General features: G+C 68.5%; 19 protein-coding genes. 5 read left to right on the top strand and 14 right to left on the bottom strand.

The window, feature by feature from the left end:
• Positions 1–43: 43 nt before the first annotated feature.
• A complete protein-coding gene (gene idsA3 / locus F3H10_RS02555) occupies positions 44–1,090 on the bottom strand; it encodes a geranylfarnesyl diphosphate synthase (protein WP_149783283.1) in 1,047 nt (348 codons plus the stop codon).
• Entirely contained in the window at positions 1,087–2,439 is a 1,353-nt protein-coding gene (locus tag F3H10_RS02560) for a ribonuclease J (RefSeq protein WP_149783284.1), read from the bottom strand. Before F3H10_RS02560 ends, idsA3 begins: the two co-directional genes overlap by 4 nt.
• Before the next feature lie 298 nt (positions 2,440–2,737).
• On the opposite strand from F3H10_RS02560, the gene F3H10_RS02565 reads away from it, so the two are divergent.
• The 3 genes from F3H10_RS02565 (at position 2,738) to F3H10_RS02575 (ending at position 4,335) form a co-directional block, all read left to right on the top strand.
• Positions 2,738–2,980, top strand: a complete 243-nt coding sequence (locus F3H10_RS02565; RefSeq protein ID WP_149783433.1) for an LSM domain-containing protein — start codon at positions 2,738–2,740, stop codon at positions 2,978–2,980.
• Positions 2,977–3,153, top strand: coding sequence for a 50S ribosomal protein L37e (locus F3H10_RS02570; RefSeq protein ID WP_080505266.1), 177 nt, complete (start codon positions 2,977–2,979; stop codon positions 3,151–3,153). Before F3H10_RS02565 ends, F3H10_RS02570 begins: the two co-directional genes overlap by 4 nt.
• Before the next feature lie 150 nt (positions 3,154–3,303).
• A complete protein-coding gene (locus F3H10_RS02575) occupies positions 3,304–4,335 on the top strand; it encodes an LLM class flavin-dependent oxidoreductase (RefSeq protein WP_149783285.1) in 1,032 nt (343 codons plus the stop codon).
• A gap of 43 nt (positions 4,336–4,378) precedes the next feature.
• Here F3H10_RS02575 and F3H10_RS02580 read toward each other — a convergent pair whose 3' ends face one another.
• From F3H10_RS02580 to F3H10_RS02605, 6 genes are all read right to left on the bottom strand, one after another.
• Positions 4,379–4,594, bottom strand: a complete 216-nt coding sequence (locus F3H10_RS02580) for a hypothetical protein (protein WP_149783286.1) — start codon at positions 4,592–4,594, stop codon at positions 4,379–4,381.
• Positions 4,591–4,791 carry a hypothetical protein gene (locus tag F3H10_RS02585; RefSeq protein ID WP_149783287.1) on the bottom strand — a complete coding sequence of 67 codons (201 nt, stop codon included), beginning with the start codon at positions 4,789–4,791 and terminating at the stop codon, positions 4,591–4,593. The genes F3H10_RS02580 and F3H10_RS02585 overlap by 4 nt, the downstream gene beginning before the upstream one ends.
• 62 nt (positions 4,792–4,853) lie before the next feature.
• Positions 4,854–5,909 carry a deoxyhypusine synthase gene (locus tag F3H10_RS02590; RefSeq protein WP_149783288.1) on the bottom strand — a complete coding sequence of 352 codons (1,056 nt, stop codon included), beginning with the start codon at positions 5,907–5,909 and terminating at the stop codon, positions 4,854–4,856.
• Between the two features lie 90 nt (positions 5,910–5,999).
• A complete protein-coding gene (locus tag F3H10_RS02595) occupies positions 6,000–6,272 on the bottom strand; it encodes a ubiquitin-like small modifier protein 1 (protein ID WP_149783289.1) in 273 nt (90 codons plus the stop codon).
• A 25-nt stretch (positions 6,273–6,297) separates the two neighbouring features.
• Positions 6,298–7,578, bottom strand: a complete 1,281-nt coding sequence (locus F3H10_RS02600; RefSeq protein WP_223174182.1) for a cation:proton antiporter regulatory subunit — start codon at positions 7,576–7,578, stop codon at positions 6,298–6,300.
• A 44-nt stretch (positions 7,579–7,622) separates the two neighbouring features.
• Entirely contained in the window at positions 7,623–8,918 is a 1,296-nt protein-coding gene (locus tag F3H10_RS02605) for a potassium channel family protein (protein WP_149783290.1), read from the bottom strand.
• 116 nt (positions 8,919–9,034) lie between these two features.
• On the opposite strand from F3H10_RS02605, the gene F3H10_RS02610 reads away from it, so the two are divergent.
• Positions 9,035–10,201, top strand: a complete 1,167-nt coding sequence (locus F3H10_RS02610; protein ID WP_149783291.1) for an NAD-binding protein — start codon at positions 9,035–9,037, stop codon at positions 10,199–10,201.
• Between the two features lie 31 nt (positions 10,202–10,232).
• Here the strand turns inward: F3H10_RS02610 and F3H10_RS02615 are convergent, their stop codons facing one another.
• From F3H10_RS02615 to sdhC, 6 genes are all read right to left on the bottom strand, one after another.
• The gene (locus F3H10_RS02615; protein WP_149783292.1) at positions 10,233–10,868 is read right to left on the bottom strand and encodes a uracil-DNA glycosylase; all 636 of its coding nucleotides are present in this window, start codon (positions 10,866–10,868) and stop codon (positions 10,233–10,235) included.
• Between the two features lie 80 nt (positions 10,869–10,948).
• Complete coding sequence (locus tag F3H10_RS02620; protein WP_149783293.1) at positions 10,949–11,176, bottom strand: helix-turn-helix domain-containing protein; 228 nt, start codon at positions 11,174–11,176, stop codon at positions 10,949–10,951.
• Between the two features lie 228 nt (positions 11,177–11,404).
• On the bottom strand, positions 11,405–13,234 hold the full coding sequence (locus F3H10_RS02625) for an FAD-binding protein (protein WP_149783294.1): 1,830 nt from the start codon (positions 13,232–13,234) through the stop codon (positions 11,405–11,407).
• A gap of 40 nt (positions 13,235–13,274) precedes the next feature.
• Positions 13,275–14,171, bottom strand: coding sequence for a succinate dehydrogenase/fumarate reductase iron-sulfur subunit (locus tag F3H10_RS02630; RefSeq protein ID WP_149783295.1), 897 nt, complete (start codon positions 14,169–14,171; stop codon positions 13,275–13,277).
• 7 nt (positions 14,172–14,178) lie between these two features.
• Positions 14,179–14,550: a succinate dehydrogenase gene (locus F3H10_RS02635; protein ID WP_149783296.1), complete on the bottom strand. Its 372-nt coding sequence runs from the start codon at positions 14,548–14,550 to the stop codon at positions 14,179–14,181.
• A gap of 1 nt (position 14,551) precedes the next feature.
• Positions 14,552–14,977 carry a succinate dehydrogenase, cytochrome b556 subunit gene (gene sdhC / locus F3H10_RS02640; protein ID WP_066417885.1) on the bottom strand — a complete coding sequence of 142 codons (426 nt, stop codon included), beginning with the start codon at positions 14,975–14,977 and terminating at the stop codon, positions 14,552–14,554.
• A gap of 196 nt (positions 14,978–15,173) precedes the next feature.
• On the opposite strand from sdhC, the gene F3H10_RS02645 reads away from it, so the two are divergent.
• Positions 15,174–15,368: a cold-shock protein gene (locus F3H10_RS02645; RefSeq protein WP_004046659.1), complete on the top strand. Its 195-nt coding sequence runs from the start codon at positions 15,174–15,176 to the stop codon at positions 15,366–15,368.
• Positions 15,369–15,418 lie beyond the last annotated feature (50 nt).

Here is a 15,418-nt window from a genome sequence, read left to right on the forward strand (position 1 = left end):
CGCCGGGGGACGCTCAACTCTCTTGTGTTCCGCGTCCGACCGGTCAGTACCCGCGCGTGATGAGGTAGTCCGCGAGGTCACGGAGGAGCGCCCGCGAGTCGCTCTCGGGCAGCACTTGGAGGTGTTCCTTCGAGCGGGCGGTGAGGTCCGCCGCGGTCTCGCGCGCGTACTCGATCGAGCCGGCCGCCTCGAGGACGGCCACCGCCTCGTCGACCTCCGCCTCCGTCACCTCGGCGGGCGTCTCGGCGTCGACGAGCCCGTCGACGTCCACGCCCTCCTGGCGGGCGTGAAGCGTGATCAGCGTCTCCTTGCCCTCGACGAGGTCCGAACCGCGCTGTTTGCCCAGTTCCTCGGAGGGGACGGTGAGATCGAGCACGTCGTCCTGGATCTGGAAGGCCCGACCGGAGTCGATCCCGTACTGATACAGGGCGTCCGCGATCTCGTCGTCGGCGCCGAGCAGGACCGCCGCCGTCGAGGCCGCGGCCCCGTACAACACGGCGGTCTTCAACTCGACCATCTCGAGGTACTCCTCGGGAAGGATGTCGTCGCGGGACTCGAAGGCGACGTCGAGGGCCTGCCCCTCGCAGATCTCCGTACAGGTCGACGCGAGAAGCCGCATCGCCTCGAGGCCGTCGGCCGGGTCGGCCCCGGTCTCGCTCATGATCTCGAACGCCTTCGAGTACAGCGTGTCGCCGGCGAGGATCGCCGTCGACACGTCGTACTTCTCGTGGACGGCCGGCACGCCGCGCCGGAGGTCGTCCTCGTCCATGATGTCGTCGTGGATCAGCGTGAACGACTGGATCACCTCGATCGCGACGGCCGCGCGCATGACGTCGACGGGCTCGCCGGAGAGCGCGTCGAACTCCCGGAAGTCGGCGCTCATCGGCGCGATCCCGGCGACGGCTTCCGCCGCCAGCGTCGTGACCGTCGGTCGGAGCCGCTTGCCGCCCGCCTCGAGGATGTATCGGGACGCCTCGTAGAGCCGTTCCGGGCGCTGTACGGGTAACTCCTCGTCGATAGCGGCGTTGACCAGATCGCGCCGCTCGCGGATGGCGTCGAGCACCCGCGCCTCCGTCGTCTCGGTCGTCATTCGACTATCTGGACGGTGTTGCCGTTCTGCGTGACGTGGAGGTCACGACCGAGCTTGTACCCCTGCGACTTCGCGAGGTCGACGTACGGCGAGCGACCCTTGAGGTCCTGGTGGCCGGGAATGACGTTCTGCGGCTGGAGCGTGTCGAGCATCTCGTAGTGGCCCTCCTCGCGGAGGTGGCCGGAGACGTGGATGTCGTCGAAGATGCGAGCGCCCTGCATCCGGAGCAGCTGCTCGGACTGGTACCGCTGGCCCTCGTTGGTCGGTTCGGGGATGATCCCCGCGCTGAAGACGACCTTGTCGCCGTTCTCCAGCTCGTAGGGCGTCTCGCCGCGACCCATCCGGGTCAACATCGCGCGCGGCTCGCCCTGGTGGCCCGTCACGATGGGGAGGAAGTTGCCCTTCCCCTCCTTCATGATCCGCTTGAACGCGCGGTCGACGGACTTCCGGTGGCCGTACATGCCGACGTCGCCCTGGAAGTCGACGAAGTCGAGCCGTTCGGCGGTGCCCGAGTACTTCTCCATCGAGCGGCCGAGCAGCACGGGCTGGCGGCCGATCTCGCGGGCGAACTCGACGAGCGACTTCACCCGGGCGATGTGCGAGGAGAACGTCGTGGCGACGATCCCGCCGGAGTAGTCCTCGACCGAGTTGAGGGTGTCGTGGAGGTGCTTGCGAGCGACCGACTCGGAGGGCGTCCGGCCCTTCCGGCCCGCGTTCGTACAGTCCTCGATGTAACAGAGGACGCCCTCGTCCTGGCGGCCGATCTCGGCGAAGCGGTCCATGTCGATCGGGTCGCCGATGACGGGCGTGTGGTCCATCCGCTTGTCGAGCCCGTAGACGATCGCGCCCTCGGGCGTGTGGAGGACCGGGTTGATCGCGTCGATGATCGAGTGGGTGACGTTGACGAACTCCATTTCGACCTGCTCGGAGTCGCCGATGGCCATCGTGCCGCCCGCCTCCATCTTCACGAGGTCGTTGTCGACCTGGAACTTGCCCTCGTCGGAGATCTGCTGTTTGACGAGCTCGATCGTGTACGGGGAGGCGACGACCGGCGCGTCGTACCGGTGTGCGAGCTTCGGGATCGCCGCGATGTGGTCGAGGTGCCCGTGCGTCGGGACGATCGCCTGGACGTCGCCCTCCAGGTCGCTCATGATCCGGTCGTCCGGGATCGCTCCCATGTCGATCAGATCGAGGCTGTGCATCTTCTCGGTCTCCACGTTGTCGTGGATGAGGACCTTACTGAGGTTCAGGCCCATGTCGAAGATGACGATGTCCTCGCCCGCACGGACCGCCGTCATCTGTCGACCGACCTCTTCGTATCCGCCGATTGTCGCGATTTCGATTTCCATGGTGTGTGTTCTCGAACGCCGCCTTCCGGCGCTCTATCACTGATTCCCCGCAAAGGAGCCGTCAGCCCCGGCGTCTAACCGCGTGTCGGTGAAGGCCCCGCTACGGCCGAGCCGGCGTCGGCTCACCGTGTCCCGCGGGAGTGTGGTGTCCGCCGATACACCGCGGCGTGTTAAAAACGTCCGGGTTCGACGGCGCAGCGCGGGAACGGAGCGAAAACCCGGCTCGGACGCCTCGCGTTCCGTCGGAACCGTCCGCCTCCCGGTATTTTTAATAGTGCGACGGGAGGCGGTAGGGACAATGAGTGGACGACCCCTCGACGTGCTCGAAGCGTCGCTCGAGGATCCGGTGACGGTACACCTCAAGGACGGTACGACCTACTACGGAATTCTGGCCGGCTACGACCAGCACATGAACGTCGTCATCGAACCCGAGGAGGGCGTAAACGACCGCGTCGAGGGCGATCTCGACGGCGAGTTCGCGGTCGCGATCGAAGACACAACGATTATACGCGGCGATAACGTCGTTTCCATCAAAGCATGACCGGCTCCGGTACGCCCTCTCAGGGGAAAAAGAACAAGACGGTTCACGTGAAGTGCCGCCGCTGCGGCGAGAAGTCCTACCACCTCACGAAGGAGCGGTGCTCCTCGTGCGGGTTCGGGAAGTCCGCGAAGCGCCGCGACTACGCCTGGCAGTCGAAGGCCGGCGACAACTGAGGTTTCGCCGCTTCTCCGTCTCGATCCACCTCCCCGTTAGCCCCCGCTCCGCCTCGATCCGCCGTCTCGAACGCCTCGTCGTCGTCCCGGATCACCCACCGAGCCCGCCGCGAGCCCAACCGTTAACGGCGGGAGCCTCCGAGTCCGGACATGGACCTGTCCATCGTCGACCTCTCGCCCATCCCCGAGGGCGGGACCGCCGCCGACGCCTACGCCGACACCGTCGAGACCGCCGAGCGAGCGGAGCGACTCGGCTACTCGCGGTTCTGGGTCGCCGAACACCACGGGATGGGCGACCGGCTCGCGGGAACGACCCCGGAGGTGGTCCTCGGACGGCTCGCCGCCGCCACGGACTCGATCCGGATCGGGTCGGGGGCCGTCCTCCTCAACCACTACAGCCCGTTCAAGGTCGCCGAGGTCTTCGGCGCGCTCGACGGGCTCGCCCCGGGGCGGATCGACGCCGGGCTGGGTCGAGCCAACGGGTCGCCCGCGGCCGACCGCGCGCTCGGCACCGATCGACGGGTCGCGGATCCGGACGGCGACCACACCGAGAAGATCCGTGCGGTCATCAGCCACCTGTACGACGCCTTCCCCGCGGACCACGCGTACGCCGACCTCGAGGTTCCCCGATCCGGGGCGGCTCCGCCCGTCCCCTGGGTGCTCGGGTCGAGCCCGTCGAGCGCGGAGATCGCCGGAAAGCTCGGCGCGCGGTACTGCTTCGCGGCGTTCATCCGTCCCGGCCACGCCGAGTCCGCCTTCGAGACGTACCGCGAACACTTCGAGCCCTCCGAGTTGACCGACGGCCCCGACGAGCCGCAGGGGATGCTCGCGGTCAACGCCGTCGCGGGCGAGACCGACGCGGCCGCGGCCCGACGGCGCGCGCCCGCGGAGGCGACCTACAAACGGATGCAACGCGGCGTGATCGGGTCGACGCCGTCGGTCGAGGAGGCGGTGGACGAACTGGGCGGCGCTCCCGAGCCGACTCCGGAAACGCTCGACCCCGGCGAGTGGCCGCGGGCGATCTCCGGCGGTCCGGAGACGATCGACGGCCTGCTGTCCCAGCTCGCCGACCGCGTCGGCGTCGACGAGGTGATGATCCAACACGTTGTTCCCGACCACGAGGACGCGCTGCGGTCACACGAGTTGCTTGCGGAGGCCGTCGGGATCGACGCGCGGGAGTGACCGATCGACGCCCGCTCGATCCGGCGGAAACGACGATCCGCACTCACCCGTCCTCGGGCGGGTTCACGAAGAGGCCCTCGAGCATCAAGGGCACACAGGCGGTCGAGGCGGTCGCGGTGGCGGCGGGCCAGCCCTCGAACGCAAGCGCGCCGACGCCGTAGCCCCCGAGGAACAGGAGCGGCATACAGACGAGGATCAGGTCGGCCCGCGAGAGTCCCTCGGAGAACGCCGTCGGGCGTTCCTCGAGCGTTCGGGTCACTCCATGTACCCCAACTCGCGGAGCTTTCGGGCGATCTGCTTCGCCTCCGCCTCGCCGATCTCGTCGTCCGACTCCATCTCCCGGACGACGACGTGTTTCACGAACTCCTTCACCGAGCCGAACGGCTCGTCCTCGATGTACTCCTCGACGTCCGCGACGAACTCCTTGCGCAGCGATATCGTCGTGTACTCGCTCATGTGCCGGACGAGTCCGCCCGCCCACAAAAATTTAATTACATCTAATTACGGCCCGCCGCGGGTCACTCCACCCGCTCGCGGGCGGCGGCCACCAGAAGCGGCAGCATCACCGTCGCGTCGCCGTAGACGGAGGCGTTTCGCGCGTCCGTCTCCAGTTTGCCCCACGAGCGAGCCTCCTCGAGGGTCGCCCCCGAGAGCCCGCCGGTCGAGGGCGGGTCCATCGTGACCTGGACCGCGTAGTCGTACGCCCGCGGCGTGACGAGCATCGTCTGGAGCGTGAAGTTCTTCGGGACGCCGCCGCCGACGAGCAGACAGCCCGCGTCGTCGGCCTCGAACGCGAGGTCCGTGAGCGGCGTCATGTCGGCGAGCGCGTCGAGCGTGAAGTCGCCCGTCTGGGCGTACATCCACGCCTGGAGGCCCAACACGGAGTCCTGGACGGCCGGACAGTAGACGGGGACGTCCGACTCGTAGGCCGCGGCGGCGACGCCGGCGTCCTCGGCGACCCCCTCGCGTTCGTTCACCGCGGCGTTCGCCCGACCCAGCTCCGCACACAGCTCCGCGATCGATACCGATCCCTCGCCCTCGAGCGCCGGGAACACCTCCTCGCGGAGGTGTCCCTCGAACTCGGCGAAGTGCTCCTGTGGGAGGTACACGTTGTAGATGCGGTCGACGCCCTCCTCGCGGAGGCCCTCGTCGTGTTCCCGGGCCGTCTTCTCGGGGTCGTGCGTGCGGCCGTGGTGGTGTTTCCCGCCGATCGCCTCGATCGTGTCGTGGGTGAGGTTCGCGCCCGTCGTCACCAGCGCGTCGACGTAGCCGTCGCGGATCAGCTCCGAGACGATCCCGCGCATCCCCGCGGGGACCATCGCGCCCGCGAGCGAGAGGAAGACCGTACAGTCGTCGTTCCCGAACATCTCCGCGAGCACGTCGCCGGCCTCGTGGACGTCGGCCGCGCCGATCCCCGCCTCGCCGTACGTCTCGAGGAGCTCGCCGACGGTCATCCCCCCCTCGACGCGCGCGTGTCCGACCGGGTCCTCGTGGAACTCCTCGCGGTGGGGGTGGTCGTCGCGTTCCGCCGCGTCCCCCTCGTCGTCCACGTCCGCTTCGTGGTCGTCGCTCATGTCCGTCACTGCGACGCGCGACCGTTTGAAACGACCGATCGGCCTCGGCGAGGCTGGTCGAGGCCGAACGCCGTCCGCCGGTGAGACCCCCTACCCGCCGCTCACCGGCGGGAACAGCGCGAGCTCGTCGCCGGCCTCGAGTCTCGTCTCCATCCCGTCGTCGTGATGGACGTTGCTCCCGTTGCGGAGCACGTTGATGTGGTCCGCCACCTCGCCGTCGTCGAGGACGCGGTCACGAAGTCCCGGGTGTGCCTCGAGCAGGTCCCCGAGGGCGTCTCCGACCGTCTCGCCCGGATCGGTATCGACCGCGACGACGCGGTCGCCGGCGATCTCTGCGAGGTCCGCGAACAGCTTCCACTCCATACGTGATCCCCGGGGGGCCGCGTCATTAGCGTTGTGTCACGTCCTCGCTCGCCGAACCGCTCTCGGCGTCCACCGCGTCGTCGTCGGCCGTGGAGTCCGGTCCGGAGGCAGGACCGCCGTCCCCGGTTCCGTCGTCCTCGACGCGTTTCGCGTCCGCCTCGAACCGCCGGATCGCGTCCGGTCGTCCGACGAGAAACGCGGTGTCGCCGGCCGCGAACGCGTACGCCCGTCGCGGTATCGGCTGGACCGACCCCTCGCCGGGCCGGACCGCGGCGACGACCGCGCTCACCTCGCCGACGGTCGTGCCGACGAGTTCGCTCCCGTCCTCGACGGTCACCGTCGCCATCGTCTCGTCGGCGTTGCGGAGCAGCGAGGCGAACTCGCGGTCCGCCTGCGGCTCCGCTGGGAGCGTCACCAGCCGGTAGCCCCCCTCGAGCGAGAGCTTCTCGGCGTCCGACTCGTCGAGCGCGACCGTGGCGACGTCGCCGACGACGCCCCGCAGCTCCCCGGTCGCGACGCGGTCCGGCTCGGGCTCCGCCCGCCAGATCTGGACCATGTCGCCGGCGGTGGCGTTGTTGGGGGGATCCGCGGAGAGCGCGACCGCGACCCGCCCGGGCGCGAGCGTCGGGCCGAGTCCGGTCACCCGCGAACCGACCGCGAAGTACTCGAGCGTGCCGTCCTCGGCGACGTCGACGTCGACGTAGCCGACCCCGTAGTCCGTCTTCACCCGCTCGATGAGTCGCTCGCGGAGCGCTTCGACCGTGAGGCCGCGACCGAACACCAGCGTCCGGTCGGCCATCTCGGCCTTCTTCTCCGGAGACACCGGCTCGTAGGTGTCCATGTCCTCGATGTCCTCGGGGGCCGGCAGCGTCACGGGCGTCACCCGGCCCACGCTCCTGACGAACCGGCTCATCTCCCCCTCGATGCCCTTCATCCCCGACAGCGCGAAGACGTCGACGGCGAGCCGGTCCCCCGCGTACCTGCCGACCGGGGAGACGACGGCCGCGAGCGCGAGCGCGGTCACGTTGAAGACGACGGCCTCGACGGTGAGCAGCTCGGCGGTCTCCGCGCTGACGAGCACCCCGAGCGACGTGGTGTTGAGGTACAACGCGACGATGGAGACGCCGAGCAGGACCGCGACGCCCTCCGGGATCTCGGTCCGGAAGTACCACCGGTAGAGGAGCGCGCCCGTCGCCGAGACGACCGTGGCGAGGACCGCGAACGTGACGAGCGTGATCGCCGCGGCGCGCGGATCGCCGAACCCCACGCCGCTTCCGGCCACCACCGTCCCCGAGACGCCGGAGATTCCGGAGATCCCGGGGACGCCGGAGACGCCGAAGACGGTCCCCGTCACGCCGCCACCTCCCCGAACCGGTCGAGCGCCTCGTGGGTGCCGACGACGAACAGCTCGTCGCCCGCCGAGAGCGACTGGCTCCCGCTCGGCGCGACGGTCCACTTCGCGTCGTGGCGCGCCGCCAGCACCGCCACGTCGTACGCCTCGCGGACGCTGGCCTCGCCGATGGTGTGGCCGTCGAGCGCGCCGCCGGCGACGACGCTCACCTTCCGGAACCGCTTGCCAGCCCGGCGCAGCAGCGTCGTCAGCTCGAACTCCCGGCGCGTCCCGCGCGAGCACACGAGCACCCGTCCCCGCCCGGCCCGCAGGAGCGGGCCCGCCTCGGAGCGGTCGACCGCGACGGTCACGCGACCCTCGCCGCCGGTCGTGGTCCCCGTCGTCGGGGGCGCCACGGGGGTCGCAGCCGGCTCGCCGCCGTCGGTACGGGGGTCCTCCGCCCGTCCCTCCGCGGGGCGCGCCTCCGCTTCCGGGTCGTCGCCACCCTCCGCGGACGCGGTCGCGCCCGCTCCGGTCCCTTCGGCGGGTTTCCCGCCGGATCTGGCCGCGAGGAGCGTCCCCTCGACCGTGAGGTCGGGCGTGCGGACCTTGACGACGTCCCCGCGGGCGAGCCCGGTCGGGACGAGCGCCGGAACCGACACGGCTCGCTTTCCCTTCGGAACGCGCTTCGAGAGCCCGCCCGTCGGCGGGGCCGCGGTCACCGTCGCGCGCGCCTCCTCGTCGATGCGGACGCTGACGTCGGCGAGCTCGAGCTCCGTCTTCAGCCGCTCGGCGAACCGCGTCTCCAGCTCCGCGAGCGGGATATCGGCGGGGAACGTCCACTCCCCCTCGGCGATCGACCGACGGGTCTCGGCGGGCAGCGGGGGGTACCCCTCCATGTCGCCGACCTCGCCGGCGACGGTGACGCGGACCTGACCGCGCCCGCCCACGAGCTCGACGACGTCGGTCGAGAGGGTGCGTTCACGGAGCTTCCGGAAGGAGACGCGTTTGGGAACGTTCGCGCCGAGCTTGTCCCCCTGTGCGTGCGCGTACAGCGAGAGCATCAACACGACGAGGATCGCGGTGAGGATCGCCGGCGCGCGGTCGGAGCTGCGGATCGTCTGGTCGTTCAGCGCGAGCAGTCCGCCGTTGACCCCCGCTATCGCCAGCGCGAGCGCGACGACGCCGAGCCCGGGGATCGTCACCCCGGTGAAGTACTTGAAGATGAACCCTAACACCCCGGCGATCAGCGCGGGGACGATCCCCGTGAGGACCCCCAGGTAGATGCCGAACAGGATCTCGACGGGCAGAGCCATATCCGGATGATTCCCGGAGAGGTTAAACCAGTACCGCCCCGGTCGGGAGTTCCGACCCTCCGGATCCGCGCGCCGTCCACGAGGGATTTAAGTCCGGTGTCGGCCACCGGAGGGCTATGGAGCGGATTCGCGAGTGGGTCTCGGTTCGAGCCTCGGTGTTCCTGACGTTCGCCGTGGCGCTCCTCTCCATCGTCGTCGGGCTGTTACACATCAGCGGCTTCAGCGTTCAAGGCCCCCTCTCGCCGTTCATTCCCGAGTTCGTCCGCCGCACCGTCGGATTCACGGGGACGATCACCGGCTTCGCGATGCTCGGGAGCGGCTTCGCGCTCAGGCGAGGGTACCGGGTCGGCTGGCACTCCACGGCGGTCCTGCTCCCGCTGACCGCGATCCAGGGGCTGTTACAGGTGTCGGTGTTCTCGCTGCCGCTCGTCGCCCTCTCGCTCGTCTCCGTCCCGGCGCTCGTGATAAATCGGGGACGGTTCGACCGGGACTTCACCCCCTCGCCGACGCAGCTCGCCGCCGGCGCGTCGCTCGCCGCCGCCATCTCGTACGGGACCGTCGGCTCCTACGCGCTCCGCGACGAGTTCGGCGGCGTCGACACGATCGTCGACGCGTTCTACTTCACCGTCGTCACCGCCTCGACGGTCGGCTACGGCGACGTGACCCCGGACACGGGGATCGCCAAGCTGTTCGTGCTCTCCGCGCTCGTGATGAACGTCGCCGCGTTCGCGGTCGCGCTCGGCGTCCTCCTCACGCCCGCGATCGAGGCGCAGCTCTCCAAGGCGCTCGGAAAGATGACAGAGAAACAGTTCGACCTCCTCGACGGCCACGTCCTCGTGTTGGGATACGGGGACCTGACGGAACCGATACTCGAAGAACTCGCCGAGCGGGACGGCGTCGAATACGCCGTCGTGACGACCGACGAAACCGCCGCGCGGCGGCTCGACGAGCGGTCCATCCCCGTGCTCACCGCGGACCCGAGCGACGTGGAGCCGCTCCATCGCGCGCACATCGAGGACGCCCGCGCCGTCGTGGTCGCGACCGACGACGACGCCCGCGACGCGCTCGCGATCCTCACCGCCCGCCAGCTCAACCCGGACGTCCGGATCGTCGCGGCCGCGACCCAGCGGGAGAACATCGACAAGCTCCGGCGGGCGGGCGCTGACCAGGTGATATCGCCGACGACGCTCGGCGGACACATCCTCATCGACTGCGCGTTCGGCGAGAACGGCGATTCGATCGGAGGGATCGTCGACGACGCGTTCGACTCGGGCACGGAGTAGCGGTCCGGCCTCGATTCGTTCCCCAGCCCGGTTACCGACTTCGCCGTCCCTTCGTCTGCCGGTAGTCCCGGCTCAACACGTTCTCGCGCATGTGTTCGATGAACGCCGTCGCCTCCGCGTCGGTCATCGAGTCCGGATCGTACATCGGAACGATCTCGAAGCCGCGCCCGCGGATCGTCGTCGCGTGCTCGGCCTCGACGTCGAACGAGTCCGGCCGGCGGGTCGTGTACGCCACCGCGAGCTCGCGGAGCGCGCGTTCGCCGACGGCGACGATGATCTGTGGGTTGATCATCCGGACCTCCGCGTTGAGGAATGGCTCACAGGTCGTCACCTCCTCGTCGGTCGGCTCCCGATCCGGGTGTCGACAGCGCGTCAGGTTCGTGAAGAAGACGTTCTGTACGTCGGGTTCGGTCGCGTCCGGCGGCGATCTCACGAAGCCGAGTTCGGCGAAGATCGACTGAACGCGCTCGCCGCCGCCCTCGCCGGTGAAGGGGACGCCGTTGTGCTCGGCGGCCGACGTGGGTCGTTCGCCGACGACGAGGAACTCCGCGCCCACGTCGCCGTACCCGTGAACCACCCGGTCGCGACGGCCACACAGCTCGGGACAGTTCTCGCAGTCGGGGTCCATCGCGAACGGGTTCGCGAACTCCTCCTGGGTTGCGTCCACGACCGTACTGCGGCTCACGGCGACCTAAATCCTGCGGGGCGTCGCCGGGCGCGGTACCGAGGGGAGCGAACTGCGACGCCTCAGGTCAGCGTGTAGGCGTCGCCGTCGCGGTCGACCATGTCCTGTTTGCGCAGCGTCTTCAGGATGCTGTACAGCGACATCTTCTTCATGCCGAGCGAGTCGCCCATCTCCGCGACCGTCGCGTGCCCGTTGGTCGTCAGATAGAGGTACACCAGCTTCGCGCGCGGCGACTGTAACTCCGGCGGGAGCGCGGGGGCCGCCGAGTACGCCGTCTCCGTCTCTAACATCTTACTCGGGACCACGGATTCGACGATAATAAATCCCTATTTCAACGATCGTCGAAACACCGAGAAGAATCGTCAGAGACCTCATCGAGGCGCGTAGTGCCGGATACCGTCACGATCGATGGACGCGAAGCGCGGCGGATGCGACCGGATCCGGCCCGGAATTTCGACCGTCGACGCATAGGAAACCGTGAACGATTCGCGGGGCGGGACGGAGGTCCGAGGTCGTCGTCAGTACGACCGGACCTTCGGCTCGTACGTCTTCGCCTCGCCCTCGAGAATGGCGGGCTTGTACCAGAGTTCGGGCTCGCCGTCGTTCCACGAGACGAGCGTGTGTTTCAGCCAGTTCTCGTCGTCGCGCTCCTGACGCTCCTTGCGCCAGTGGGCACCGCGGAACTCCCGGCGGGCGAGCGCACCCATCGTCAGCGCCTCCGCGATGTCGAGGACGTTCCGCGTCTCCATCGTGTGGATGAGGTCCGTGTTGAACGTCCGCGACGGGTCCGAGACGGCCACGTCCGTGTACGCCTCGCGCGCCTCACGCAGGTCCGAGAGCGACTGCTTGAGCCCCTCCTCCTCGCGGAACACGTTGACGTTCGCCGTCATCGTCTTCTGGACCTTCGAGCGGATCTCCGCGTGGTTGCGACCCTTGCGTGCGAGCAGGTCCTCGACGCGCTCGCGGGCGCGTTCGATCTCCGCCTCGAGCAGCCCCTCCGCGTCCGACGCCACCGCGCCGCCGTCGGCGGCCGCCGGTCCGCGGTCGCCGACCGTGCCGACGGCGACCTCGAACTCGTACTCCGCGGGCTCCCAGTCGCCGGACTTCCCGGTCGGGATCTCGGGCTCGCCCATCTCCTTGCCGGCCGCGTGGTGGCCCGCGCGCTTGCCGAAGACGATGAGCTCGGGGAGCGCGTTCCCGCCGAGGCGGTTGCCGCCGTGGACGGAGACGCAGGCGCACTCGCCGGCGGCGTAGAGCCCGTCGATGGCGGTCTCGCCGTGCTCGTTCGTCTCGATGCCGCCCATCGCGTAGTGCTGGCCCGGCTTGACCGGCATCGGCTCCGTGAGCCCGTCCGCGCCCTCGAAGTCCTCCGCGAGGTGGAGGATGTTCTCCAGGCGGTCGAGGATGCGCTCCTCGCCTAAATGCCGCATGTCGAGGTGGACGTACTCGTCCTCGATGCCGCGGCCCTCGTTGACCTCGGTCAGCTCGGCGCGCGAGACCACGTCGCGGGAGGCGAGCTCCCCGTCGTTGTTCGCGTAGCCGTGCTCGAACATGAAGCGCTCGCCCTTCTCGTTGTAGAGGATGCCGCCCTCGCCGCGGACCCCCTCCGAGATCAACACGCCCGTCGAGGGGAGCGTCGTCGGGTGGAACTGGATGAACTCCATGTCCTCCATCGGGACGCCGGCGCGGTAGGCCATCGCGACGCCGTCGCCGGTGTTGGCCACCGCGTTCGTGGTGTGGTCGAACACCTGTCCCATCCCGCCGGTGGCGAGGATCACGCCGCCGCTCGCGCGGAACCCGTCGACCTCGCCGCGCTGGATGTCGTAGGCGACGACGCCGTGACAGGTCCGGTCGGCGGGGTCCTCCTCGTCGGTGACGGCCAGGTCCATCACGTGCCACTCGTCGTAGACCGTGATCCCGCGTTTGACCACCTGCTCGTACATCGTGTGGAGCATCTGGTGGCCGGTCTCCGCGCCCGCATATGTCGTCCGCGGGAACGAGAGTCCCCCGAAGGGGCGCTGGGAGACGCGTCCGTCCTCCTCGCGCGAGAACGGCATCCCCCAGTGTTCGAGCTGGATCACTTCCTCGGGGCTCTCCTTACAGAGCGCCTCGACCGCGGGCGCGTCCCCGAGGTAGTCGGATCCCTTCATCGTGTCGTACGCGTGGTCCTCCCAGGAGTCCCCGTCCCGGAGCGCCGCGTTGATCCCGCCCTCCGCCGCGCCCGTGTGCGACCGCACCGGGTGTAGCTTCGAGACGATCGCCACGTCGGCTCCCTCCTCTTGTGCCGCTATCGCCGCGCGGAGGCCCGCTCCGCCCGCGCCGACGACGACGACGTCGTGTTCGTGCATGGTGTTGTGGTAGTGTGGTGGTGATTTCGTGTCCGGTCAGTTACCAGAACTTCAGGTTGTTCTTGACCGCCTCGCGTTTCAGCTCCTGGATGTGCTCGGTGAGCGGGATGTCCTTCGGACACACCTCCGTACAGGAGAACTGGGTCTGACACCGCCAGACGCCGTGTTCCTGCTCGATGATCTCCAGGCGCTTCTGTTTGACGTCCTCGCCCTCCCGCTCGTCCATCGCGAACCGGTACGCCTTGTTGATCGCGGCCGGCCCGAGGTACTCGTTGTCGCCGGCGGCGATGTTACACGAGGACATGCACGCGCTACACCAGATACACCGGGTCGACATCTTGATCTTCTCGCGGTTCTCCCGGGTCTGGCGCTGCTCCTCGAGCTCGCCGTCGGGGTACTCGTTCGTCTGGAAGTACGGCTCGACCGCCTCCATCTGGTCGTAGAAGTGCTCCAGGTCGACGACGAGGTCCTTCGTCACCTCGGCGTGCGGGAGCGGCTCCACGCGGATCGGCTCCTCGAGCTCGTCGATCTGGGTCTTACACGCGAGCTTCTGTCCGCCGTTGACGAACATCGCGTCGGAGCCGCAGACCGCCTGCCGGCAGGAGTGCCGGAAGGTGAGCGAGGAGTCGTACGTGTCCCGCGAGTACATCAGCGCGTCGAGGACGGTCATCCCCTTCGTGAAGGGGACGTGGAACGTGTCGAACCGGGGTTCCTGTTTCCCCTCGACGTCGGGGTCGTACCGGAACACCCGCAGTTCCACGGTGTTCTCGTCGGCCGCCGCCCGTTCGGCCTCCTCGGCCTCGCGCTGGCGACGCTGCTCGTCCGCGCGTCGACGCTTCTCGGCCCGGCGTTCGTCGCCCTTCGAGGGCGCTTCCGACTCGGTTTCGGCCGCCGTCTCGTCCGCTTTCTCGGTCTGTTTGGGTATCTGCGTGCTCATGGTTCGATCAGTAAAGCGGGATCCCCGCCCACGCGTTCGCGGTCCGGATCCCCTGGAGTATCAACACGACGCTCGCGGCGACGAGCGTCCACTTGATGACGGTGCGTTTCGTGCCCGTGAGTCCCTGATTGACGAGCGCGTTGTAGACGCCGTTGACGCCGTGGAACGTCGCCGTCAGGAGGAACAACACCATGAGCGAGTAGTAGCTCATGGTCTCCATCCGGCCGGCGCTCATCAGGAAGGACACCTCGTCGGCGTGGTGGACGAAGTGTAACAGGAAGAAGTGGAACGCCAACACGACGAGTAAGAACGCGGCCGTGACCCGCTGGAGGAGCCACATCCGCCCGCCCTTCTCGAAGGAGGAGTAGCGCTGTGCCATCTCAGAAGGCCCCCGCGATGAACGTCGGCACCGACGCGACCGTGATGGCCCCCGTCAGGACCAGCGACGCGTAGAAGCTCTTGTCCTGTGACTCCAACCCGACGCCGAGGTCGACCAGCAGCAGGCGCGCGCCGTTGAGCATGTGGAACACCGCGACGGCGAGCAGCCCGACCTCGAGGACCCGAACCAGCAACAGCCCCTCGAGGGAGACGATCGTCTGGGTGTACACGTCGTTTCCCGCCTGAAGCACGGCGGTCTCCGCGCCCGACGCGGGGATCGCCGTGCTCAGGACCGCGATGTGGGTGAAGAGGTACCCGATGAGCACCCACCCCGTAAACTTATGAAATATCCACGCCCACATCCCGGCCTCGAACTCCCGCCACCGACTGAAGTCCTCGATGAGGCCTCGATTGTACGACTGACTCATACGTAGGGCCTCGGTACCGGGGTCGTATAGTAGTTACTACCACGGCCTATCGTGATACTACCACGGCCGATCGTGACCCCTCCCCGCGACCGTCCGTCCCGTTCGCGCTCGCGGTTCGGTCCCGTGTGACAGTCGTTGTCTCGGACGGACGGCTCGCGGAAGCCTTTTATGTACTCCACCCGGCTGTACGGACGCAATGGCGAAAGGCGAAGTTGACTTCTTCAACGACACTGGCGGCTACGGATTCATCGAGACTGACGACGCGGACGAGGACGTGTTCTTCCACATGGAGGACGTCGGCGGCCCGGACCTGGAGGAAGGTCAGGAAGTCGAGTTCGACATCGAGGAGGCGGACAAGGGTCCGCGCGCGACGAACGTCACCCGTCTGTAAGGCGTCGAGTCGTTCTGTTGTATCGGCTTTTCGACCGTTCTACACCCGAT

The sequence above is a fragment of the Halorubrum aquaticum genome (assembly GCF_900113615.1).
Taxonomy (GTDB): Archaea; Halobacteriota; Halobacteria; order Halobacteriales; family Haloferacaceae; genus Halorubrum; species Halorubrum aquaticum.

Coding starts and splice junctions, on each gene's coding strand:
- idsA3 (WP_149783283.1), bottom strand. CDS start 1,090: ATGACGACCGAGACGACGGAGGCGCGGGTGCTCGACGCCATCCGCGAG.
- F3H10_RS02560 (WP_149783284.1), bottom strand. CDS start 2,439: ATGGAAATCGAAATCGCGACAATCGGCGGATACGAAGAGGTCGGTCGA.
- F3H10_RS02565 (WP_149783433.1), top strand. CDS start 2,738: ATGAGTGGACGACCCCTCGACGTGCTCGAAGCGTCGCTCGAGGATCCG.
- F3H10_RS02570 (WP_080505266.1), top strand. CDS start 2,977: ATGACCGGCTCCGGTACGCCCTCTCAGGGGAAAAAGAACAAGACGGTT.
- F3H10_RS02575 (WP_149783285.1), top strand. CDS start 3,304: ATGGACCTGTCCATCGTCGACCTCTCGCCCATCCCCGAGGGCGGGACC.
- F3H10_RS02585 (WP_149783287.1), bottom strand. CDS start 4,791: ATGAGCGAGTACACGACGATATCGCTGCGCAAGGAGTTCGTCGCGGAC.
- F3H10_RS02590 (WP_149783288.1), bottom strand. CDS start 5,909: ATGAGCGACGACCACGAAGCGGACGTGGACGACGAGGGGGACGCGGCG.
- F3H10_RS02595 (WP_149783289.1), bottom strand. CDS start 6,272: ATGGAGTGGAAGCTGTTCGCGGACCTCGCAGAGATCGCCGGCGACCGC.
- F3H10_RS02605 (WP_149783290.1), bottom strand. CDS start 8,918: ATGGCTCTGCCCGTCGAGATCCTGTTCGGCATCTACCTGGGGGTCCTC.
- F3H10_RS02610 (WP_149783291.1), top strand. CDS start 9,035: ATGGAGCGGATTCGCGAGTGGGTCTCGGTTCGAGCCTCGGTGTTCCTG.
- F3H10_RS02620 (WP_149783293.1), bottom strand. CDS start 11,176: ATGTTAGAGACGGAGACGGCGTACTCGGCGGCCCCCGCGCTCCCGCCG.
- F3H10_RS02625 (WP_149783294.1), bottom strand. CDS start 13,234: ATGCACGAACACGACGTCGTCGTCGTCGGCGCGGGCGGAGCGGGCCTC.
- F3H10_RS02630 (WP_149783295.1), bottom strand. CDS start 14,171: ATGAGCACGCAGATACCCAAACAGACCGAGAAAGCGGACGAGACGGCG.
- F3H10_RS02635 (WP_149783296.1), bottom strand. CDS start 14,550: ATGGCACAGCGCTACTCCTCCTTCGAGAAGGGCGGGCGGATGTGGCTC.
- sdhC (WP_066417885.1), bottom strand. CDS start 14,977: ATGAGTCAGTCGTACAATCGAGGCCTCATCGAGGACTTCAGTCGGTGG.
- F3H10_RS02645 (WP_004046659.1), top strand. CDS start 15,174: ATGGCGAAAGGCGAAGTTGACTTCTTCAACGACACTGGCGGCTACGGA.